Consider the following 20,920-nt stretch of genomic DNA (forward strand, 5'->3'; position numbering starts at 1 on the left):
CCTGGGTCAGATCCGGCCGGGCGCTTCGGCACCGGAGAGGGCGGTCAGGCTTGCGAGGATGCGCTCCTCGACGACCCCGGCGAGGTCGCTCACGCGGCGGTGCTCGAACAGGTCCCTCGGGGAGACCGGCACGCCGAACGCGGTGCGCATCCGGACGGCCAGGCGGATCGCGTTGATCGAGTCCCCGCCGAGGTCGAAGAAGCTGTCGTACGCGCCCACCCGGGGCACGTCCAGCACCTCGCCCCAGATCCGGCAGAGGGCCTGCTCGGTCGGGTTGGCCGGCGCCACGTACGAGTCCTCGTCCGGGCGGGTCTGCGCCACCGGCAGCGCCGCCCGGTCGAGCTTGCCGTTGCGGTTGATCGGCAGCGCCGTCAGCGACACCACGGCGGCCGGGACCATGTAGGCGGGCACGTGCCGGGCGACGTGGGCGCGCAGCTCGTCGGCGGTCGGCGTGCCGGTGCGCGGCACCACGTACGCGACGAGCCGCTTGCCCGCCCCGTCGGCCTGGACGACGACGGCGGCCTCGGCCACCGCCTCGTGCCGCAGCAGCACGTTCTCGACCTCGCGCGGCTCCACCCGGAAGCCGCGGATCTTGACCTGGTCGTCCGCCCGGCCGGCGAACTCCAGCAGGCCGTCCTGCCGCCAGCGGACCAGGTCGCCGGTGCGGTACAGCCGGGTGCCCGGCCCGCCGAACGGGTCGGCGACGAAGCGCTCCGCCGTCAGGTCCGGCCGCCCGACGTAGCCCCGGCCCACGCCGGCGCCGCCGAGGTAGAGCTCCCCGGTGACGCCGGGCGGCACCGGGCGCAGCCGGTCGTCCAGGACGTGGACGCTGGTGTTGGGGATCGGTCTGCCGATCGGGACGTTGTCGTACCGGGCGCCGGGCTCCACGGCGAACAGCGTCGCGGCGACGGCGCACTCGCTGGGGCCGTAGCCGTTGAGCAGACGGCGGCCGGGTGACCACGCGGCGGCGACGTCCGGGGTGAGCACCTCGCCGCCGCACAGGATGGACTCGAGGTGCGGCAGCGCCGCCGGGTCGAGCACCGGCAGCACGGTCGGCGCCCCGGTGACGGCGGTGACGTCGGCCTCGCGCAGCTGCTCGATCAGTTCGGCGCCGCTGTACGTCCCGGTGGTCACCGGGGCGACCAGCGTGGCGCCGCCCGCGAGCGTGCTGAGCAGGACGAGCGAGGCGGCGTCGAAGCTCATCGGGGCGAGCTGGTAGATCCGGCTGCCGGGGCGCACGTGCAGCGGGGTGACCGCCTCGATGGTGTTGACCATGGACCGGTGCTCGACCATGGTGCCCTTGGGCTTCCCGGTCGAGCCGGAGGTGTAGACGGTGTAGACCAGATCGCGGGGGCTGCCGTGGTCGGCCGGAGCGGTCGCCGGGCGGGCCGCGACGGCCTGCCAGTCCTCGTCGAGCAGGACGAGCGGGGTCGTGGTGCCCGCGAAGACGTCGCGGTGACGGGCGTGGGTGAGCACCACCGCCGGGCGCGCCTCGTCCAGGATCGCGGCGGCGCGCTGGGCGGGGTAGTCGGGGTCGATCGGCACGTACGCGCCACCGGCCTTGAGCGTGCCGAGGACGCCGACGACCAAGTCCGGGCCGCGCTCGACGGAGACCGCGACGAGCACGTCCGGGCCGACGCCGAGGGCGGCCAGGTGGTGGGCGAGCCGGTTGGAGCGCTCCTCGACCTCCGCGTAGCTGAGCCGCTGGTCGCCGCGCTCGACGGCGACGGCGTCCGGCCGTCGGGCGGCGCTCTCGCTGATGAGCTGGTGCACCCGCCGCTCGACGGAGTACTCGGAGGGAGCGGCCACGCCCCACTCGCCGAGGATGAGCTCCCGCTCGGCGCCGGTCAGCGCGGTCACGTCGCCGACGCTCGGCGCGGACTCGTCGGCCAGCCCGTCCAGCACCGTGACCAGCCGCGCGGCGACCCGCTCCACGGTGTCCGGCTCGAAGACCGTCTCGTCGTAGAGCAGCCGCATGACCAGCGACTCGCCGGGGAAGACGCTCAGCGCCAGGGGGTAGTTGGTGGCGAACTCGACGTCGAAGGCGCGGACCACCGCGCGGTCGAACGGGTAGTTCTGGAAGACCACGGCCGTGTGGAACAGCGCGGCCCCGGGTGCCACGTCGGCGAAGGACTGCACGCGGTTCAGCGGGGCGTAGCCGAACTCGCGTGCCACGGCCTGTTCGCGCTGCAACTCCGCGAGCCAGGGCCGGGTCTGCTCCTCGTCACCGACCCGGACCCGGACGGGCTGGGTGTTGATCATCATGCCGACCATCGACTCGATGCCGGGCAGCTCGGCCGGCCGCACCGACATGCTGGTGCCGAAGCAGACGTCGCGCTCGCCGCTCAGGCGCGCCAGCAGGATCGCCCACGCCCCCTGGATCAGCGTGTTGGTGGTCAGCCCGGTGCGCCGCGCGTACGCCGAGACCCGCGCGGCCGTCTCCGCCGGGACGGTCAGCTGCACCGACCGCCTGGCCGTGGGCCGGTGGCCCTCGGCCGGCTGCCGGTCGCCGGGCACGGCCACCGGGGTGGTGAAGCCGGCCATCCGGCCGCGCCAGTACTCGTCGGCGGCGGTCAGGTCCTGGCCCGCGAGCCAGCGGACGAAGTCCTGGAACGGTGGCCGGGCCGGCACCGGCTGGCCCCGGTACCCGTCGATCACGTCCTGCAGCAGCTCGGCGGAGCTCCATCCGTCGGTGAGCACGTGGTGCATCGTCCAGACCAGCTCGACGGTGTCCGGGCCGAGCCGCACGACCGTGACGCGGCTGAGCGGCGCCCGGGTGAGGTCGATCCCGGCGGCGCGGTCGGCGTCCAGCAGCTCCCGCAGCCGCACGGCGCGCTCCGCCTCCGGCAGGGCGCTCCAGTCGAGTTGGACGACCGGCAGCGTGACCTCCTCCCGGACGACCTGCTCGGGCTCCTCGACATCGGCCCAGCGCAGCTCGGTCCGCAGCACCGCGTGCCGCCGGGTGGCCTGCTGCCAGGCCTCGCCGAGGCGGCCGGGGTCGGTGACGTCGCCGAGCCGGACGACGAACTGCACCAGGTGCAGCGCCGGGTCGTCGAGCATGAGGGTGTCGAAGAGCATGCCGCTCTGCATCGAGGTCAGCGGGTAACTGCCCGCCTGCGGCGCCGCGTTCGGGGCCGCAGGGGCCTCGGCGAGCCGCGTCGCCGTGCCGGCCAGCGCCTCGACCGTCGGGTGGGCGAAGACGTCGGCCGTGCTCAGCACCAGCCCCTTGGTCCGGGCCCGCGCGACAATCTTCATGGTCAGCACCGAGTCGCCGCCGAGGGCGAAGAAGTCGTCCCGGGTGCCGACGCGTTCGACGCCGAGCGTCTCGGCCCAGATCGCGGCGAGCTCGCGCTCGGTGTCGGTGCTCGGCTCGCGGTGGGCCTCCGCGTCGGCCGGGGGCTCGGGCAGCGCGGGCCGGTCCACCTTGCCGTTCGCGTTGATCGGCAGCCGGTCCATCCAGACGATCCGCGCGGGCACCATGTAGGCCGGAAGGCGCTCGGCCAGCCGGCCGAGCAGCTCCCGCTCCGCGAGCGGCTGCGGCCCCGTCGGGTAGGCGACGATGCTGCGCGTCGGGCCGCTCTCGCGCACCAGCACGACGACGTCGGTGACGCCGGAGCAGCCGCGCAGCGCGGCCTCGATCTCGCCGAGCTCGATCCGGAACCCCCGGATCTTGACCTGGTGGTCGGTGCGGCCGAGGAACTCGATCAGCCTGTCCTCCGTCAGCCGCACCCGGTCGCCGGTGCGGTAGAGGCGGTCGCCGGGCGTGAACGGGTTGGCGACGAAGCGCTCGGCGGTCAGCGCGGGGCGTTCGAAGTAGCCCCGGCCGGTACCGTCACCGGCCAGGTACAGCTCGCCGACACCGCCCGGCTCCACGGCCCGCAGCAGCTCGTCGAGCACGTACGCCTCGGTGTCCTCCAGGGCCGTGCCGATCACCGTCGACCGGGTGCGCGCGTCCTCCGGCGTCATCCGGTGCGCGGTGGCCAGCACCGTGCACTCGGTCGGGCCGTACACGTTGATGAAGGTGATGTCCGGGCAGGCGCGCTGCATCAGCTCGATGGCGGTCGCCGACAGCACCTCGCCGCCGGCCCAGACCTCGCGCACCCCCGCGAAGCAGCCGGGGCTCTCCTCGGCGAAGAGCCGGAACAGCGCCGAGGTCAGGAAGACCGCGTCGAAGCCGTGCTCGGCGATGAGCCCGGCCAGCACCGGCGCGGTCAACTCGGCGGGCCCGATGACGACCCGGCCGCCGTTGAGCAGCGGCAGCCAGATCTCGAAGGTGGAGGCGTCGAACGCGATCGGCGCGTTGAACAGCGCAGCCCGGCCGAAGGCGGCCCGGACGTGGCGTTCCCCGGCCAGCGCCACGATGTTGCGGTGGGTGATGGAGACGCCCTTGGGGCGGCCGGTCGAGCCCGAGGTGTGGATGATGTAGGCGAGCTGCTCCTCGTCGACGACCACCTGCGGGGCGTCCGGGCGTCGGCCCTGGCCGGCACCGTCCACACCGTCCGCGCCGTCCACCACGAGGACCGGCGGCCCGGCGGTCGCCGCCCGGTCGGCGGTCGAACGGTCGGCGATCAGCACGACCGCAGCCGTCTCGGCGAGCATCCAGCGGACCCGGTCCTCGGGGTAGCTCTCGTGCAGCGGCACGTAGACCCCGCCCGCCTTGAGCACGGCGAGCATGGCGACGACGGTCTCCGGCGAGTGGCCCGAGCGGCCCATCAGCATGCCGACCCGCGACTCGGTGGTCACCCCCGCGGCGACCAGGCGGTGGGCCAGGTGGTTGGCGCGCTCGTCCAACTCGGCGTACGTGACGGTCTCGTCGGCGTCGACGAGCGCGGGCGCGTCGGGGGCCCGCCGGGCGTGCGCGGCGACGACGTGGTGGACGGCCCGGCTCGCCGGGTTGGCGGGTGTGTTGTCAAAACCGTGGGACATGCTCGGCCCTCCACTGGTGACGCGTGGCGCGCGGATCTGTCGGCGGTCGAGCTTCGCCTGCGAAGGCCTACCGGCTCCACGTTCTTGAGCGGTGAGGAAAGCGGTGAGGAAGCGGGGCCCACGGGGGTACGAAAAACAGGTGAGGCGTGGCCGGAGCCACGCCTCACCTGCGAAAGCGGCCGGACGTCACCGGCCCTGCGTCACCGGCACTGCTACCGCGAGATCGCCTCCACGGCCGGGGGACGCAGTGCGAGCCGGGCCGGCACCATCACGGCGGGCCAGGCGATCAGCGCGGCCGCGACCACGATGCCGAGATAGGTCAGCGGCGGGATGGACGGGAACACCGTGTGCCGGATCGCGTAGCTCATCCCGACCAGCGACGGCAGCGCGGCGACCGTGCCGACGACGATCGCGCAGAGCACGATGATGCCCGCCTCCTGACGCATCATCGACTGGACCTGGCTGGTGCGGGTGCCGACCAGGCGCAGCAGGGCGAACTCGCCGCGTCTGGAGATCGTCGCCATGACCAGCGTGTTGACGACGGCGATGCCGAGGTAGCCCAGCAGTACGGCGTTCAGCACCAGGCTGATCCCGTTGTCGGCGCTGTCGGTCGGTGCGACCGTGACGGCCTCGGCGTCGTGCAGGCCCACCGTCGGGTACGGCTTCAGCGCCGCTGCCAGGTCCGCCTTCGGGTCGGAGTTCACCATCAGCCACTGGTCGAGGTGGTCGGTGGTGTGTGCGAGGACGACGTCGTGCGGCAGCGTGACGTCGCCGAAGCCGAGCCCGTTCTCGTAGACCGCGACCACCTTGGCCTTCTCGACGGTGCCGTCGCCGAGGTGCACGTCGACGCTGCCGCCGACGTCGGCGCCGACCGTGCCGGAGACGAGCCGGCTGAGCGCGACCGTGGGCCCGGTGAGGGCGCTCAGGTCGCCGCGCAGCACGTCCAGTCTCATGGTGTCCGGCACGGCCGCGGGGTCGACGCCCTGCGCCGTGGAGACCCGGTACTGGATGGCGTCGCCGTCGGGCCAGGTGAGGATCGTCGAGGTCCGGGCGACCGGGCCGACCGTGCGGACGCCGGGGACGCCGCGCAGCACGTCGGCCAGCTCGGGTGAGATCCCCGCGCTGTCGGAGGTCACCACGTGGTCGGCGATCACGCCGTCGACGACCTGGTCGTGCGCGGTCGCGGCGAGCGTCGTGGCGCTGAAGAGCTGGGCGGACGCCATGGTCACGCCCATGATCAGCGGGGTCGTGGCGGAGGCCAGCCGGCGCGCCCGAGCCCTGGAGTTGGCGACGGCCAGGAACCAGGTGACACCGCCTGCACGGCGACGGCTGAGCAGCGCCGCTACGCCGCCGAACAGCTTCGGCCCGAGCAGGCCGACGGCGATCACCAGCACCAGGGCGGAGCTGGCGGCGCCGTCGATGGCCGACTCGCCGGGCAGCGCGATCGGCAGCACGATCGCGACGGCCAGGCCGCCGAGCACGAGCAGCACGCCGATCGTGAGCCGGACCCAGCCGAGCTTCTTCGGCTCCACGGCCACGTCGCCGAGCGCCTCGACCGGGCTGACCTTCGCGGCCCGCCGGGCCGCGAGCCAGCCGCCGATCCGGGCGGCGAGGACGCAGACCAGCACCGCGAACAGCACCGGCAGCGGCGTCGTCACCAGGGAGAACCCGGGCGGCAGCGCGCCGACCGCCGTGAACACGCTGTGCAGCAGCGAAGCGAGCAGGATGCCGGGGACGGCGCCGAGCACGGCGCCCATCCCGCCGACGATCACGGCCTCGCCGCCGATCATGCGCAGCACCTGCCGGGGGGTGGCGCCGACGGCCCGCAGCAGGGCCAGCTCACGGCGGCGCTGCTGCACCGACAGGGCCAGAGTGCCGGAGACCACGATGACCACGAGCAGGATCATGGTGGCGCCGAACGCACTGGCCACCTCGACGACGAACGACCGCATCTGCCCGACGTCGAGCGTCTCGACATCGCTGCGGTCGTCGCCGGTGTAGGTGGCCGCCCCGGGCACGGCCTTGTTGATCCGGTCGGCGAGGTCACCGGGGTCGGTCCCCTTCGCGGCCAGCACACCGACCGCGTCGATCCTGTCGGTCGTGCCGTAGAGCTGCGCCGCCCGGTCGTCGGTGAAGAACACCGCCGACTGCCGGTCGAACGAGACCGAGGGCTCGGCGACGCCGCTGACCCGGTACGACCCCGGTGCCGACCCGGCCACCAGCGTGACGGTGTCCCCTGCGCTGACCCCGGCCCGCCGGGCGAGGTCGCTGTCGAGCACGACGTCGTCGGCCGCCTGCGGCGCACTGCCCGCGCGCAGCGTGAACGGCGCCAGCACCGAGGCGGACCAGCCGTGCCCGTACACGGGCGGGCCGTCCAGGACGGCGGCCTTCTTGAGGACGCTCATCCGGACGCTGATGTCCCCGACCGCGTGCTCGACGCCCTTGACCGCGGCGACCTTGGCGACCGTGTCGGCGGGCAGTCTGACCCGCTCGGAGAGCCTCGGGTCGTTGTCGCCCTCGACGGGCATGGCCTGGTAGCCGCCGACGACCACGGCCGCCCGCGCGTACCGCTCGGCCGGGACGCCCGAGCTGATGCCGGTCTCCAGCAGCACACCGCAGGCGGTGATCACGGCGGAGCCGACCGCGACGGCGATCAGCACCGCCGCGAAGCTGCCCTTGCGGCCACGGATCGTGCTCCAGGCCAGCGAGAGGTTCTGGCGCGAGAGCGTGCGGACCTTCTTCTTCGCGACCCTGGCGGCGAGCTTGGCGGCCTTCTTGTCGGCCTTCTTCGCCGCCTTCCTGGCGGCCCGCTTGCTGAGCTTCGGTCCCACCGGCGGATCCGCCGTCTTGGCGTCGCTCCTGCGGCTCACCACTCACCCAGCCTGGTCATCCGGTCGGCCACCTTGTCCGGCGTCGGCCCGATGAGCTCGCCGGCCAGCCGACCGTCGGCCAGGAAGGTCACCGAGTCCGCGTGCGAGGCGGCGACCGGGTCGTGGGTCACCATCACGACGGTCTGGCCGGCCCGGTCGACGACCCCCCGCAGCAGTTGCAGGATCTGCTTGCCGCTACGGGTGTCGAGCGCGCCCGTCGGCTCGTCGGCGAAGATCACGTCGGGCCCCGTGATGAGGGCGCGGGCGATGGCCACCCGCTGCCGCTGACCGCCGGAGAGCTGCCCGGGGTAGCGGTCCTCCATGTCGGCGAGCCCGACGTTCGCCAGCTCGGTGCGCACCCGGTCGAGGGGCACCGGGCCACCGCCCAGCCGGAACGGCAGGCCCACGTTGTCGGCGATGGTGAGCGAGTCCAGCAGGTTGTACGCCTGGAAGACGAACCCGACCCGCTCCCGGCGGATCTCGGTGAGCTGCTCCTCGTCCAGGCCGGCCAGCCGGGTGTCGCCGAGGACGACACCGCCCTTCGTGGGCTTGTCCAGACCCGCCGAACAGTGCAGGAACGTGCTCTTACCCGAGCCCGAGGGCCCCATGATCGCGACGAATGTCCCGCGCGGTACGCCTATCGTCACGTCGTCCAAGGCCGTTACCGCATTACGCCCGGAACCGTAGATTTTTGTCACGGATTCCAATAAGAGAGCATACCTATTAGTCACTGCTCACCCTTCCCCACTTTGCGGGGAACGCTACCGCCTGACGCCGTACCCGATCAACCCGTCTCCAGCGGAAGACGATCTTCAACTCCGCGTCGAGGACCCGCCGGCAATAGCTCCCACCTGCGCTCTTTTCTTCGGGTCCGACCCAGCGGATCTCCTGACCAGATCTTGACCTCCGGCAGGTGAACTTCTGGGGCCGGCCCGAACACCCCAGCGACGCCCTGACCGACCGTCAGGTCACGTCCGCGCCAGGCCATCCCCGCCCGGAGGCCCCCGAGCAGCCCGGGAAGCGGCTCCGAGCTGGGGGTTTCACTCTGCGGTCAACAAGATGGCCGCTCGGTCGCGCACACCGGAATACTTCTCGACGAACCAGGGGCCCTTTACCACCGGGTAATCATGCGAACAATGATTCCCGCGAATCCGGAAAAGCGCCCGCCCTGCAGGCTTATTCGCAGCTCCGGTCGACCGTGTTCGATCTCCCCGGGTCGGTCCGCACCTGGCCACGCGGGCCGTACCGACGATGCCGAGCCCGTGCTCCCCCGGTTCACCTTCTGTTGACAGATGTCACCCGATTCCTATCCCGGCGCCCGAGCGCCGGTGAGTCCCGGCGCCCGCCGTGGCTCCAAGCACACGCCTGACACTCACACGAGAGGTGCTTGTGAACAGAATTCAGCCGACGGTCTCCGCTGAGAACCTGACCCAGTTCGAGACCCTCGCCCTCGACAGTTCGATGAACCTCGCCGACGGGCACGCCCGCCAGCAACTCACCTCCGCGCAGAGCAAGATCGTCGCCGAGCTGCCGGACATGTGGGCCGAGGCCATCATGCGCCCGGTCTCCGAGATCGAGCAGGAGGCCGCCGAGTCGTTCTTCGGCATGCTCGGCCAGCACAGCCACCCCTTCGCCGCCGGGCGAACGCTGAGCTGCTACTCGTCCTCGCTGGCCATGGAGATCCTCGCCCGCTCGCTGGTCACCACCTCCGACGCGATCGCGCTGCTCCACCCCACGTTCGACAACATCCCCGACATCCTGGCCGGGGTCGGCCTGAAGCTCATCCCGGTGGAGGAGGAGCAGGCCCACGACGACGACCTGCCGGCCGAGCTGCTCGAACAGGTCGGCTGCGTCTTCATCACCACGCCGAACAACCCCACCGGGCGGGTGATGACCGAGGCCCGCCTGCGCAGGCTCGCCGAGCAGTGCGCCGAGTACAACGTCGTGCTGGCGCTGGACACCTCGTTCCGCGGCTTCGACACCGCCGCGCAGTTCGACCACTACGCCGTGCTCGAGGCCAGCGGCTGCCGCTGGGTGGTCATCGAGGACACCGGCAAGCTCTGGCCCACCCTCGAACTCAAGATCGGCTGGCTGGCCCGCTCGGCCAACGTGGACCTGCCGATCGAGAAGATCCACTCGGACATCCTGCTCGGCACCTCGCCGCTGATCCTGCTCATGGTGAAGCGGTTCTCCGACGACGGGGCGGACGGCGGCCTCGCCGAGCTGCACCGCACGATCGCCGAGCACCGGGCCCTCGTACGCGCCGAGCTCGCAGGCGTGCCCGACATCAGCTTCGTCGACGAGCAGGCCCGGGTCAGCGTCGAGCGCCTGCACGTCGGCTCGCGGATGGGCATGGACGTCTGGTCGGCCGTCCGGTCGCAGAACCTCTACGTGCTGCCCTGCCAGAAGTTCCACTGGGCGAGGCCGAACGAGGGCGAGCGGATGCTGCGCCTGGCCCTCTCCCGGAACCCCTCCACCCTGCTCGCGGGCGCAGAGGTGCTGCGCTCGGCCCTGCTCGACACGCCGGAGCGGCACCGCTGATGGTTCCACCCGACACGACGGTCTCCTCGCTCCCGCACGCCCGCTGGTGGCGTGCGGGGGTGGTGCAGGCCGTCTCCCCACCCGGCGTCATCGACCTCGGCCCCGGCTACCTCGAGCCGAGCCTGCTGGCGGTCGACGAGGTGCTCCCGCTCTACGCGGAGGCCCTCACCGAGTTCGGCCCGGCGGCGCTCAGCTACGGCCACAACGCCGGAGCCGAGCCGCTGCGCGCCCTGCTGGCCGCCCGGCACGGCTGCACGGCCGAGGAGATCATGGTCACCGCCGGCACCTCGCAGGCGCTGACCCTGCTGTGCACCGCCCTGGGCCGGCCCGGCCGGACCGCCGTGGTCGAGCACACCTGCTACGACCTGGCCCGGAGCATCATGACCGACCACGGTCTGCGCCTGCGCGAGGTGGACGCCGACAGCGAGGGCGTACGGCCGCAGGCCCTGGACCGGGCGCTGTCCCACGGCGACGACGTGGCGTTCGTCTACCTGACGCCGACCTTCCACAACCCGACCGGCACGGTCGCGGGCGTGTCGCGCCGCCGGGAGCTGCTCGCCGTCGCCGCCCGGCACGGCGTGCCGATCGTGGAGGACGACGCGTACGCGGAGCTGAGCCTGGGCCGCACCGCCCCGCCGCCCTCGCTCGCCGCGCTGGCCGGGCGGCGGGGCGTGATCCGGCTCGGGTCGTTCGCCAAGACCCTCGGGCCGGGCCTGCGGCTCGGCTGGCTGGAGGCCGAGCCGGGTCTGATCGACACGCTGACCAACCGAGGACAGCTGGTCAGCGGCGGTGCGCTCAACCACCTGACCTCGCTGGCCGTGGCCATGCTGATCGGCGACGGCCGCTACGACCGGCGCCTGGCCTGGCTGCGCGAACAACTCCGGCTGCGCTGCGAGACGCTCGTGGCCGCCCTGCGGGCCGGCCTGGGCGAGTCGGTCGTCATCGACCGCCCGGCCGGCGGCTACTTCGTCTGGCTGACCTTCGACCCGTGGCGCAGCGAGGAGTCGCTGCTCGCCGCCGCCGAACGGGCAGGCGTCGTGGTGGCACCGGGCTCCCGCTTCGGCAGCGCGGACGGCACCCACCTGCGGCTCGCGTACAGCCTCAACTCGCCCGACCGTCTGGCGGAGGCAGCCGCGCGGCTCGCTGCCGCCTGGAGAAATGAGGAAACCCTCCGATGATCAGTCCCCTCGTCAGCAGCCTGCGCGGCTTCAGCCTCCCGCTCTCCCCGTCTGGCACCTCGGCCGCGCTCACTCCCCCGCCCTGGCACTTCTCCGGCGAGGTGGTCATGGTCGACTACCGCGTGGATCCGGCGGCGGCAGCGGCGTTCCTGCCGCCCGAGCTCGACCCGGGCGTCGACCCCGGGCAGGCCGCGGCGGTCTTCGCGCACTGGCAGTGGTGCTCGGAGCCGGGCGCCGAGCTGGCCGATCCGGGCGCCAGCCAGTTCAGCGAGTTCCTGATCCTGCTCGGCTGCGAGTACCGGGGCCGCCGGCTGGCCCGGTGCCCGTACGCCTGGGTCGACCAGCCCGTGCCGCTGCTGCGCGGCTGGGTGCAGGGGATGCCGAAGCAGTTCGGTGAGGTGCACCAGACCCGGCCGATGCGCGTCGGCAAGGCCGGGCCGCTGGGCTCCGCCGCAGGCACGTACCACGGCACCGCCTCGACCGGCGGCCGCCGGATCGCCCAGGCCTCGGTGAGCGTGACCGAGCTGGCCGCCGAACCGCCGGAGCTGCACACCGTGCCGCTGGTGCACAGCCGGGTCCAGCCGCCGTGGCTCGACGGTGAGCAGCCGCCCGTCGGGCTGGTGACCTCGACCGTCACCGGGGTCGAGTTCTCCGAGGTGTGGTCGGGCGACGCGACCCTCGAGATCTTCGACAACCTCGACGCGGACTACGCATCGCTGCGGCCGGTCTCGGTCGGGCGCGGCCACGTCTTCGGGTACGCCGAGACGCTCGTCTCCGGCCAGGCCCTCAGCTGACCACCCATCACCCCTGTAGGAGCAGACGATGAGCAATCCGTTCGACGACCCCGAGGCGACCTTCAAGGTGCTGGTCAACGACGAGGGCCAGCACTCGCTCTGGCCCGCGTTCGCCGCCGTTCCCGACGGGTGGTCGGTCGTGCTGCCCGACACCGACCGCGCGGCCTGCCTCGCGTACGTCGAGGAGCACTGGACCGACATGCGCCCGAAGAGCCTGGCCGAGCGGATGGCCACCCGCTGATGGCCGTCGCGACCGTCGGCGGGACACAGCTGCACTACGACGACCGGGCACCCCGCGACCGGGACGGCGGCAGCCGGGCCGGCGGGGAGCCGGTCGTCCTGGTCATGGGCGCGGGCGGTCGCGGCCGGGCATGGCACCTCTACCAGGTACCGGCGCTCACCGAGGCCGGCTACCGGGTGATCACGTACGACTCCCGGGGCGTGCCCCCCAGCGATCCCGGCGTGGGGGGTTTCTCGGTCGGCGATCTCGCAGCCGACCTGGCCGGGCTCATCGAGCAGCTGGACCTCGGGCCGTGCCGCCTGGTGGGCACCTCACTCGGCGCGCACGTGGTGCAGGAGCTGCTGCTGACCCGGCCCGACCTGGCCACCGCCGCCGTACTGATGGCCACCAGGGGCCGCGACGACCAGCTGCGGGCCGCCGCCGCGCGGGCCGAGATCGAGCTGCTGGACTCCGGCATCACGCTGCCGCCCCGCTACCACGCGACCCTGCGCGCGCTGGAGAACCTCTCCCCGCACACGCTCAACGACGACCTCGAGGTGTCCGACTGGCTGTCGGTCTTCGAGCAGTCACTGACCTCCGGCCCCGGGCTGCGCCACCAACTCGCCATCAAGCCCGACCCAGGCCGCCTCACCGCCTACGCCGCGATCACCACCCCCTGCCTGGTCATCGGCTTCGCCGACGACCTGGTCACTCCCCCGCACCTGGTCGCCGAGGTGGCCCGAGCCATCCCCGGCGCCACCCACCGGCTGATCACCCACGCGGGCCACTACGGGTACCTGGAACAACCGGACGAGGTGAACCGGCAGATCCTCGAATTCTTCGACGGCATCCCGACCAGCCGCACCGCGCCCCACGGCCCCCTGGTGGCCAGCCCCTGAACCTGGCACTGGCCCTGGCCCGTCAGAGGTCGTTTTCTCCCCATGTTTTATCCCGGTATCAGCTGTTTGGTCTGTGGTGTCGGGTCGCGCCAGGAGATGGTGTTCTCGCCGGTGAGGCGGCGGGCCATGAGGTCGGTCATGGCGAGGTGGATCATGGCTTCGGAGCGGGCTGGGAGGGTTTCGTAGTCGCGGGCCAGGCGGCGGTGGAGCATGAGCCATCCGTAGGTTCGCTCTACTGCCCAACGCTTCGGTATCGGGGTGAATCCCCTGGTCCCCGGGGTGCGTGTGGTGATTTCCAGGTCGATGCCAAGGGTGGCGGCATGTTCGACGAGGTATTGGCGGTAGCCGCCGTCGACCCACACCTTGCGGATGCCGGGGTGTTCGGCCGCGACCTGGTCGAGGAGCCGGGTGCCGGCGACGGAGTCCTGGACGCTGGCCGCGGTGACCCGTACCGCGAGCAGGAGGCCGAGTGTGTCGACGACGATGCTGCGTTTCCTGCCCACGATCTTCTTTCCGGCGTCGATGCCCTGGGTGGAGGCGTGGACGCTGGTGGAGGTCTTGACGCTCTGGGCGTCGATCACGCAGGCCGACGGTTCGCCGTCCCGGCCCTCCTTCTGTCGCAACAGTTGCCTGAGCAGGCCGTTGAGCTGGGTGAACACGCCTTCCTGCTGCCACTTCGCGAAGTAGCCGTAGACCGTGTTCCAGTGCGGGAAGTCGTGTGGGAGGTAGCGCCACTGGACGCCGGTGCGGTCCACGTACAGGATCGCGTCCATGATGTCGCGCAGGTCGTGCTCCGGTGGCCGGCCGAAGTCCAGTGCCCGGCCGCGGCGCTCGAAGCGCCAGGCGGACAGGACCGGCTCGATCAACTCCCAGCGGGCATCGGACAGATCACTCGGATACGGGCGTCGCGTCGGCATGCTTTCGGCGTACCGCCGCGGACCGAGTGCGCCCAGGCGTGCGTCGATGGCACCAGAAGCACGCAGTCACGAAGGCCGGACGTCTTGGGATGAGACAGGCGCAAACCGCGTTCTGCCCCAACTGTCACCCCGTCCGACCCCCATACCCCAGCCACACCTGCCGCCTCTTCCGCACCACGCCCACGCTCTCCGAGAATTGACCTATATGCGGGTGGAACAGATGAAAACGACCTCTCACGGGCTGCCGGACTCGGCGATCGAGCGGGCCACCACGGCGAGGTGGTGCGAGGTCTCCCAGGCACGCCGCTGGGTGGAGTTGCCGGGGAGATCGGTCAGCCCTTCCGCCCGGTCGTGGATCTCACCGTCCCCCCACGACACGGCCGTCGGGTCGCCGGGCCAGAGGTCGGATCCGGTCAGCTGTCTGCAGATCCGGACGGCGTCGACGCCCGCCATGCCGACGGCTCTGACCACGTGCCAGTGGCGACCACTGGTGTAGCGCAGGTTGGCCGGAGCCGCTCGGCCGCCGCGCCCGCCTGCGGGCGGCGCGGGGTGCGTGACGCCGTGGTCGCCGAAGTCCGGTAGCTGCCCGCCGAGTCGGGCGGTGGCCCGCTGCCACAGGTCCACGTCGAAGCGGCGTACCGCCGTGATCACGTGCGGCGTGATCCGCCGCAGCGTCGCCGGGAAGGCACCACCGGCGAGCGTCACATGACGCCACGGCAGCGCGCGGGCCCAGTCCAGCACCCCCACCGCCCGCGCGGCGAGCCTCGTGACCGCGTCCGCGTCGGGGAGGTAGCCCGCGTCCAGCAGCAGATCGACCGCCCGAGGGTCCAACGCGACCACGTCGAGGGCCTTGAGCACGGAGCCCGTCAGCTCGTCCCGCGTCGCCGGCAGGTCACGCAGGTCGAGGCGAAGGCAGCCGCCTGCGCCATGCGCGAGCTGCACCACGCGGATCTCATCGAGAGCACCTTCCGCGTCAGTTGTTCGGAAGGCCGGGATGAGCCGGTGGAGCCACTGCTCGAAGGACTCGCTCAGCCACCGCATCGCGTGGCCGCGAAACCCCGTGCCGACCGCACCCCGCTCCCAGAGACGCCCACAGTCCACCGTCACCACAAGGCCGTTGGGCAGATGCTCGCCGATCCGCCCCGCGAAGTTCTGCACCACATCGGCCACTTGCAGGTCCGGGACGACTTCGAGCACCGGCCGGATCCGCGCCTGCACCTCGGGGCCGATGTTGCGCAGTGCGAGGAACTCGCCCAGCTTGCCGTGCAGGATCGGTACGTACTCCATCGGCTTCCCCCCAGAGTGCCGCGCGTGCGCTACCCGGAACCGCCGTACCCGGTCAGTGTGCGACACGGACTGCCGCCCCACCAGAACGCATCGGCCCTGATCGATCACTGCTACCAGTGGTAGCATCGGGACCATGAGCAGTAGCAAGAAGTACTCGATCAGCCTGCCCGAGGACCTTGCCGAGACTGTCCGCGCCCAAGTCGGTCCCGGTGGCTTCTCCGCATACGTCGCCGAGGCCCTTGAGCAGCGCGTCGCCATGGACAAGCTCCGGGAGATCGTCGCGGACTTCGAGACCGACAACGACGCGCTGACCCGCGCCGAGATCGAGGCAGCACGAGCACTGCTGCGCCATGATCACCGCCAGGTGGGCGGGGCCGCCGCCTGATGCCCGGCACCCTTCTGCTGGACAGTGAGGGCCTGTCCAAGCTCTACCTCAAGGACCGCACCGTCATGGCCCTGGTCCAGGCTGCCGCCGAAGAAGGCGTACGGGTGGCGACCACAGCCATGACGACAGTCGAGGCCGACTACGAGCGCATCCACCGCGCGCGGATCAGGTGGGTCCTCTCGCGGATTGACATCCTCGATGTCACCGGAGAGATCGCGGACCAGGCAGCCGCGCTGCTCCGCACCCACCACCTGCACGGGCACAAGTACGCCATCGACGCCGTCCTCGCCACCATCGCCCGCACCTCACCGCCACCGGTCACCGTCCTCACCTCCGACCCCGAGGACCTGGCACTCCTCTGCGGACCCTCCGTCGAGGTGATCAAGGTCTGAGCGCCGGCGACGCACCATCAACTGTGCGGTCGGCTCACCACCGGCGCGAGGTGGACAGGTCGGGGTGTGCCAGGATGACGCCAGTGCCGATACTGATCTTGAAGCTGCTCCTCGCGCCCGCGCTCGTGGTCGCCTCGTCGCTGGCCGGGCGCCGTTGGGGGCCGGGGCTGGCGGGCACTCTGGTCGCTCTGCCGATCGTGGCCGGGCCGATCCTCGGGATCACCTGCCTCGAGCACGGCCCGGGGTTCGTCGCGCGTGCGGCCGGGGCGTCGCTGCTGGGGCTGGTGTCGCTGGCGCTGTTCACGGTCGTGTTCGCCCTGCTGGCCCGGATGCCTCGGACGGGGCGCTGGGCGGTCACGCTGCCGCTGGCCTGGGCGGCCTGCCTCGTCGCGGACCTCGTGCTCTCGCTGGTCCCGGTGCCTGCGCCGGTCGCGCTCTGCCTGTCCCTGGCCGCCACCGCCTGCGGCGTGAAGGCGCTCGCCCGGACCAGCACCGACCACGTACCGGCGGTGCCGCCGCCACCGCGCTGGGATCTCCCGGCCCGCGCCGCGGCCACGGCGCTGCTGGTCACGGCGCTGACCACCGCCGCCGCGCAGCTCGGGCCCGACCTGACGGGGGTGCTCGCGCCCTTCCCGATCGGCACCAGCGTCGTCGCCACTTTCGCGCTCGCCCAGGGCGGGCCGGCCGTGGCGGCAGCGACCCTGCGCGGTGTCCTGCGCGGCCTCTGGGGCTTCGCCGCCTTCTGCTTCCTGGTCGCCGTCCTCGCCGAACCACTGGGCGGCGGCGCCGCGTTCGGCACTGCCGTCGCCTGCACGCTCGCCCTTCAGCTGGGCCTCGGTCGGCTGCAGACGAAGCCGGCGGCGCGTCAGGCGCCGTGCCAGGACTTCCACAGCGCCGCGTAGCCGCCGCCTGCCGCCAACAGCTCGGTGTGGCTGCCCAGTTCGGTGATCCGGCCGCCGTCCATGACCGCGACGCGGTCCGCGTCGTGCGCGGTGTGCAGGCGGTGGGCGATGGCGATCACCGTGCGGCCCTTGAGCACGGCCGCCAGCGAGCGCTCGGTGTGCCGGGCCGTGGTCGGGTCGAGCAGGGAGGTCGCCTCGTCCAGGATCAGCGTGTGCGGATCGGCCAGGACCACCCGGGCCAGGGCGAGTTGCTGGGCCTGCTGGGCGTCCAGGCGGTGCCCGCCGGAGCCGAGTTCGGTGTCCAGCCCGTCCGGCAGCTCGTCCACCCAGTCGACGTCGACGGCGGCCAGCACCGCGTGCAGCTCCCGGTCGGTGGCGCCGGGCGCGGCGATCAGGAGGTTGTCCCGGACGGTGCCCAGGAAGACGTGGTGCTCCTGCGATACCAGCACGACGTGCCGACGCAGCTGCGCCGGGTCCAGCTCGGCGACGGGCACCTGCCCGACCGTCACCCGGCCGGTGCGCGGTGCCTCCGCTCCGGCCAGCAACCGGCCCAGGGTGGACTTCCCGGCACCGGAGGGGCCGACCACCGCCAGTCGCTCTCCCGGGCGGACCGTCAGGTCGACGCCGTGCAGGACGTCCCGCTCCCCCTGGTAGGCGTACCGGACGCCGACCACGTCGATCCGGCCGCCGACGGGTTGCTCGCTGCCGGTCACCACCGGCGCGTCGACCTGGCCGACGCCCTCGACCCTGGCGAACGAGGCGTTGCTGCGCTGGAGCTGCTCGATCCAGAACAGGACCCTGTCCAGCGGCTCGGCGAGCTTCCAGAAGTAGAGGGCGCAGGTGATGACCGCGGTGGTGTCGCCCAGGGCGCCGCCGAGCAGCAGGACGCCCGCGACCGGGGCGATGTACGAGAACTCGACCACGGGGAAGAGCACGGTGCGCAGGTTGAGCGTGTGGGTACGAGTGAGCCTGCTGCGCTCGATCGCCTCGGCGGTGGCGGCGATCCGGCGATCCTGCAGGCTGAGCGCCTCGACGGTGCGGGCCCCGGCGGCGGTGGAGCCGAGCACCTCGGCGAGCGCGGAGGTGGCTGCGCCCTCGGCGAGGTAGCCGGCCTGGGCGCGGCGCAGGTACCAGCGGGTGGCGAACCAGATCCCGGACAGGCAGAGCACCCCGAACAGGCCGAGCAGCACGTTGACCGCGAGCATCGCAGCCAGGATGAAGACGGCCTGGACGAGTGCGACGAAGACCTCCGGCCCCGCGTCGCGCAGAGCGGTGCCGACGGTGGTGACGTCGGCGGTGCCACGGGTCATCAGGTCACCGGCGCCCGCGCGCTCGACCACCGAGGCGGGCAGGGCCAGGGCCCGTTCGACGAACTGCTCACGGATACGCGCCAGGGTGCGCTCACCGAAGCGGTGCCCGGCGTACCGGGCGAAGCGGCCGAGCAGCAGCTGCGCCAGCGCGAAGCAGAGGATGCCCAGGGCGAGCCGGTCGACATGGCCGGCCCCGGCGCCGTGCTTGACGTCGTCGATGATGCGGCCGAGCAGCCAGGGGCTGCCCAGCCCGGCCACTGCGGCCAGCCCGGCCAGGGCCAGCAGCCCGACGAACGCACGGCCGTCCTGGCGCACCAGGCGCACGGCGGCCCGGCGGACCTCGGCGGGCTCGGCGATCGGGAGCCGGCCCGTTTCGCTCTGAGCGGTCATCGGACGGCCTCCTCGGAGAGCGCGGCGGTCGGTTCACTGTCGCCACGTGCCACCAGCGCGCGGTAGCCGGGCTCCGCGGCGAGCAGCTCCCGGTGCGGGGCGGCGGCCACCTGGCGGCCGTCGGCGAGGTAGCAGACGGTGTCGGCCCGCTCCAGCAGGACTGGGGAGGTCGAGGTGAGGGCGGTGGTGCGTCCGGCCCGCGCCCGGCGCAGCCCGGCGGCCATGGCCGCCTCGGTGTGGGCGTCCACGGCGGAGGTGGGCTCGACCAGCAGCAGCACCTCCGGGTCGGCCAGCAGGGCGCGTACGAGCCGAAGCCGCTGGCGCTGCCCGCCGGAGAGGTTGCTGCCCTGGGCCTCGACGGGCGTGTCGAGACCGTCGGGCAGCGCCTGCACGATGTCGGCTGCGGCGGCGTCCCGGACGGCCTGGGCGATGGCCGCGTCGGCGCGCTCGGCCTGGCCCCCGACCACCGTACGCAGCAGGCCGGAGAAGAGGTCGGCGTCGTTGTCCGCCACCACTATTCGCTCGCGGACCTCGGCCAGGGCGACGTCGGCGAGCGGGACGCCACCCCAGGTGGCGGCGGATTCGCTGTAGCGGCCGAGCCGGTCGACCACGGCGGCGGAGTCGGCCGGGCGGGCGCTGACGATCGCGGTCAGCCGCCCGGGGGCCACTGCCACGCCGGAGTCGGGGTCGTGCAGGGCCGACGGGGCGTCAGGGGCCGGGCGGACGGTCGCGGCGTCCTCGACGGCGGGTGTCAGGTCGAGCATCCTGACCACCCGCCCGGCGGCGACCAGGCCCCGGGTGAGGTCGTAGCCGCCCTCGATGAAGGAGGAGACCGGCACCACCAGGACAGCGACGTAGCCGTAGACGGCGACCAGGGTGCCGGGCGTGATGCTGCCCTCGGCGGCCATCCGGGCGGCCAGCCAGGTCACCAGGGCGAGGAAGAGGGCGGGCAGACCGACCGCGAGCGCCTGGATCCAGCTGGCCACGGCCCCGACCCGGTACCCCTCGCGCTGCAGGGCCTGTGAACCGCGCAGGTAGCGGCCGGCCAGCAGCTCCTTGCCGCCGATGCCGTTGAGGACGCGCATGCCGCCGACGATGTCCCCGATCCGGGCCGTCAGCACACCCTGCTGCTCGCGGTACTCCGCCTCCGCACCCTGCAGCCGCCCCAGCAGCGGCCCGACCGCCACCGCGAGCAGCGGCACCCCGAGCAGGATGACGGCCGCGAGCAGGCCGGAGACCTTCAGCAGCAGCACCGCCGCGACGAGGTACGCGATGACGGCGCCGACACCCGGGCCGGTGATCGTCAGCGTCTGGCTGATCTGCGCGACATCGCCCGTCCCGATGCTGACCACCTCGCCGACCGAGACCTTCCGCGGCAGCGCCGCCCCCAGCCGGGTCGCGTGCGCGACCACGGCCTTGACCGTCCGGAAGTTGGCGTCCATCCGCACCCGCGTCATGGTCCGGTGGCGCATGATGCCCAGCCAGGCGTTGAGCAGCGCGACAGCGACCAGCGCGCTCACCCAGCCGGCCAGGACACCGGTACGCCCCGCCCGGAGGCCGTCGTCGATCGCCCGCTCCATGAGGTACGGCGGCAGCAACAAGCAGACCATCCAGACGGTGCCGAGCGCCGCACCACCCACGACCCGCCGACGCTGACTCATGGTCAGCCAGCACAGGTAACGCGCCGCACTTCGGTGATCCGGCGCGCCCGGGTCAGCGTACGAATCCATCATGCGAACAGCCTACTTAGGCGCCGCCTCAGCCGAGGCGGGTACCGAGCCAGGTGGCGATCAGGTGCCGGGGCGCCTCCTCCAACAGGCCGTCGTGGGTGGCGTCGACCGGGCCGGTGGTGACGCGGGGTCGGGAAGGCGTCCAGCAGGGCCGACAAGGCGACGGATTCGCCTGCTCC

15 protein-coding genes are annotated in these 20,920 nt (G+C 72.6%); 8 read left to right on the forward strand and 7 right to left on the reverse strand.

The window, feature by feature from the left end:
- Window positions 1-6 precede the first annotated feature (6 nt).
- From ACR68M_RS06920 to ACR68M_RS06930, 3 genes are all read right to left on the reverse strand, one after another.
- On the reverse strand, window positions 7-4,926 hold the full coding sequence (locus ACR68M_RS06920) for an amino acid adenylation domain-containing protein (RefSeq protein WP_441249546.1): 4,920 nt from the start codon (window positions 4,924-4,926) through the stop codon (window positions 7-9).
- Between the two features lie 212 nt (window positions 4,927-5,138).
- On the reverse strand, window positions 5,139-7,757 hold the full coding sequence (locus tag ACR68M_RS06925; RefSeq protein WP_441249547.1) for an ABC transporter permease: 2,619 nt from the start codon (window positions 7,755-7,757) through the stop codon (window positions 5,139-5,141).
- A gap of 35 nt (window positions 7,758-7,792) precedes the next feature.
- Window positions 7,793-8,452, reverse strand: a complete 660-nt coding sequence (locus tag ACR68M_RS06930; protein ID WP_441249548.1) for an ABC transporter ATP-binding protein — start codon at window positions 8,450-8,452, stop codon at window positions 7,793-7,795.
- Window positions 8,453-9,185: 733 nt separating this feature from the next.
- Between ACR68M_RS06930 and mppP the strand changes: the two genes are divergently transcribed.
- Genes mppP through ACR68M_RS06955 form a run of 5 tightly spaced genes read left to right on the forward strand, consistent with a single transcriptional unit; the run spans window position 9,186 to window position 13,428 of the window.
- Window positions 9,186-10,337, forward strand: coding sequence for an enduracididine biosynthesis enzyme MppP (mppP, locus tag ACR68M_RS06935; RefSeq protein ID WP_441249549.1), 1,152 nt, complete (start codon window positions 9,186-9,188; stop codon window positions 10,335-10,337).
- A complete protein-coding gene (locus ACR68M_RS06940) occupies window positions 10,337-11,515 on the forward strand; it encodes an aminotransferase class I/II-fold pyridoxal phosphate-dependent enzyme (RefSeq protein ID WP_441249550.1) in 1,179 nt (392 codons plus the stop codon). Before mppP ends, ACR68M_RS06940 begins: the two co-directional genes overlap by 1 nt.
- Window positions 11,512-12,309, forward strand: coding sequence for an enduracididine biosynthesis enzyme MppR (mppR, locus tag ACR68M_RS06945; protein ID WP_441249551.1), 798 nt, complete (start codon window positions 11,512-11,514; stop codon window positions 12,307-12,309). The genes ACR68M_RS06940 and mppR overlap by 4 nt, the downstream gene beginning before the upstream one ends.
- Before the next feature lie 28 nt (window positions 12,310-12,337).
- Window positions 12,338-12,550 carry an MbtH family protein gene (locus ACR68M_RS06950; protein WP_441249552.1) on the forward strand — a complete coding sequence of 71 codons (213 nt, stop codon included), beginning with the start codon at window positions 12,338-12,340 and terminating at the stop codon, window positions 12,548-12,550.
- The gene (locus ACR68M_RS06955) at window positions 12,550-13,428 is read left to right on the forward strand and encodes an alpha/beta fold hydrolase (protein WP_441249553.1); all 879 of its coding nucleotides are present in this window, start codon (window positions 12,550-12,552) and stop codon (window positions 13,426-13,428) included. Before ACR68M_RS06950 ends, ACR68M_RS06955 begins: the two co-directional genes overlap by 1 nt.
- A 47-nt stretch (window positions 13,429-13,475) precedes the next feature.
- Here the strand turns inward: ACR68M_RS06955 and ACR68M_RS06960 are convergent, their stop codons facing one another.
- On the reverse strand, window positions 13,476-14,345 hold the full coding sequence (locus ACR68M_RS06960) for an IS5 family transposase (RefSeq protein ID WP_441248160.1): 870 nt from the start codon (window positions 14,343-14,345) through the stop codon (window positions 13,476-13,478).
- A 234-nt stretch (window positions 14,346-14,579) separates the two neighbouring features.
- Complete coding sequence (locus tag ACR68M_RS06965) at window positions 14,580-15,632, reverse strand: beta family protein (RefSeq protein ID WP_441249554.1); 1,053 nt, start codon at window positions 15,630-15,632, stop codon at window positions 14,580-14,582.
- A gap of 133 nt (window positions 15,633-15,765) precedes the next feature.
- Between ACR68M_RS06965 and ACR68M_RS06970 the strand changes: the two genes are divergently transcribed.
- From ACR68M_RS06970 to ACR68M_RS06980, 3 genes are all read left to right on the forward strand, one after another.
- Window positions 15,766-16,017, forward strand: coding sequence for a hypothetical protein (locus ACR68M_RS06970; RefSeq protein ID WP_441249555.1), 252 nt, complete (start codon window positions 15,766-15,768; stop codon window positions 16,015-16,017).
- Window positions 16,017-16,409 carry a DNA-binding protein gene (locus ACR68M_RS06975; protein ID WP_441249556.1) on the forward strand — a complete coding sequence of 131 codons (393 nt, stop codon included), beginning with the start codon at window positions 16,017-16,019 and terminating at the stop codon, window positions 16,407-16,409. The genes ACR68M_RS06970 and ACR68M_RS06975 overlap by 1 nt, the downstream gene beginning before the upstream one ends.
- A gap of 83 nt (window positions 16,410-16,492) precedes the next feature.
- Window positions 16,493-17,311, forward strand: a complete 819-nt coding sequence (locus ACR68M_RS06980; protein ID WP_441249557.1) for a hypothetical protein — start codon at window positions 16,493-16,495, stop codon at window positions 17,309-17,311.
- On the opposite strand, the gene ACR68M_RS06985 is transcribed toward ACR68M_RS06980, so the two are convergent.
- Together ACR68M_RS06985 and ACR68M_RS06990 are read right to left on the reverse strand one after the other, a co-directional pair.
- Window positions 17,275-19,011 (reverse strand): ABC transporter ATP-binding protein, encoded by a 1,737-nt coding sequence (locus ACR68M_RS06985; RefSeq protein ID WP_441249558.1) that lies wholly within the window; start codon window positions 19,009-19,011, stop codon window positions 17,275-17,277. The genes ACR68M_RS06980 and ACR68M_RS06985 overlap by 37 nt on opposite strands.
- A complete protein-coding gene (locus ACR68M_RS06990) occupies window positions 19,008-20,744 on the reverse strand; it encodes an ABC transporter ATP-binding protein (RefSeq protein WP_441249559.1) in 1,737 nt (578 codons plus the stop codon). The genes ACR68M_RS06985 and ACR68M_RS06990 overlap by 4 nt, the downstream gene beginning before the upstream one ends.
- Window positions 20,745-20,920 lie beyond the last annotated feature (176 nt).

It is taken from the genome of Kitasatospora sp. McL0602 (assembly GCF_052076145.1).
In the GTDB taxonomy this organism is placed as follows: Bacteria; Actinomycetota; Actinomycetes; order Streptomycetales; family Streptomycetaceae; genus Kitasatospora.

Excerpts from the sequence above, each read along its gene's own strand:
- ACR68M_RS06970 (WP_441249555.1), top strand. The coding sequence starts at position 15,766 with ATGAGCAGTAGCAAGAAGTACTCGATCAGCCTGCCCGAGGACCTTGCC.
- ACR68M_RS06985 (WP_441249558.1), bottom strand. The coding sequence starts at position 19,011 with ATGACCGCTCAGAGCGAAACGGGCCGGCTCCCGATCGCCGAGCCCGCC.
- ACR68M_RS06950 (WP_441249552.1), top strand. The coding sequence starts at position 12,338 with ATGAGCAATCCGTTCGACGACCCCGAGGCGACCTTCAAGGTGCTGGTC.
- ACR68M_RS06960 (WP_441248160.1), bottom strand. The coding sequence starts at position 14,345 with ATGCCGACGCGACGCCCGTATCCGAGTGATCTGTCCGATGCCCGCTGG.
- ACR68M_RS06955 (WP_441249553.1), top strand. The coding sequence starts at position 12,550 with ATGGCCGTCGCGACCGTCGGCGGGACACAGCTGCACTACGACGACCGG.
- ACR68M_RS06940 (WP_441249550.1), top strand. The coding sequence starts at position 10,337 with ATGGTTCCACCCGACACGACGGTCTCCTCGCTCCCGCACGCCCGCTGG.
- mppR (WP_441249551.1), top strand. The coding sequence starts at position 11,512 with ATGATCAGTCCCCTCGTCAGCAGCCTGCGCGGCTTCAGCCTCCCGCTC.
- ACR68M_RS06920 (WP_441249546.1), bottom strand. The coding sequence starts at position 4,926 with ATGTCCCACGGTTTTGACAACACACCCGCCAACCCGGCGAGCCGGGCC.
- ACR68M_RS06965 (WP_441249554.1), bottom strand. The coding sequence starts at position 15,632 with ATGGAGTACGTACCGATCCTGCACGGCAAGCTGGGCGAGTTCCTCGCA.
- ACR68M_RS06990 (WP_441249559.1), bottom strand. The coding sequence starts at position 20,744 with ATGATGGATTCGTACGCTGACCCGGGCGCGCCGGATCACCGAAGTGCG.
- ACR68M_RS06975 (WP_441249556.1), top strand. The coding sequence starts at position 16,017 with ATGCCCGGCACCCTTCTGCTGGACAGTGAGGGCCTGTCCAAGCTCTAC.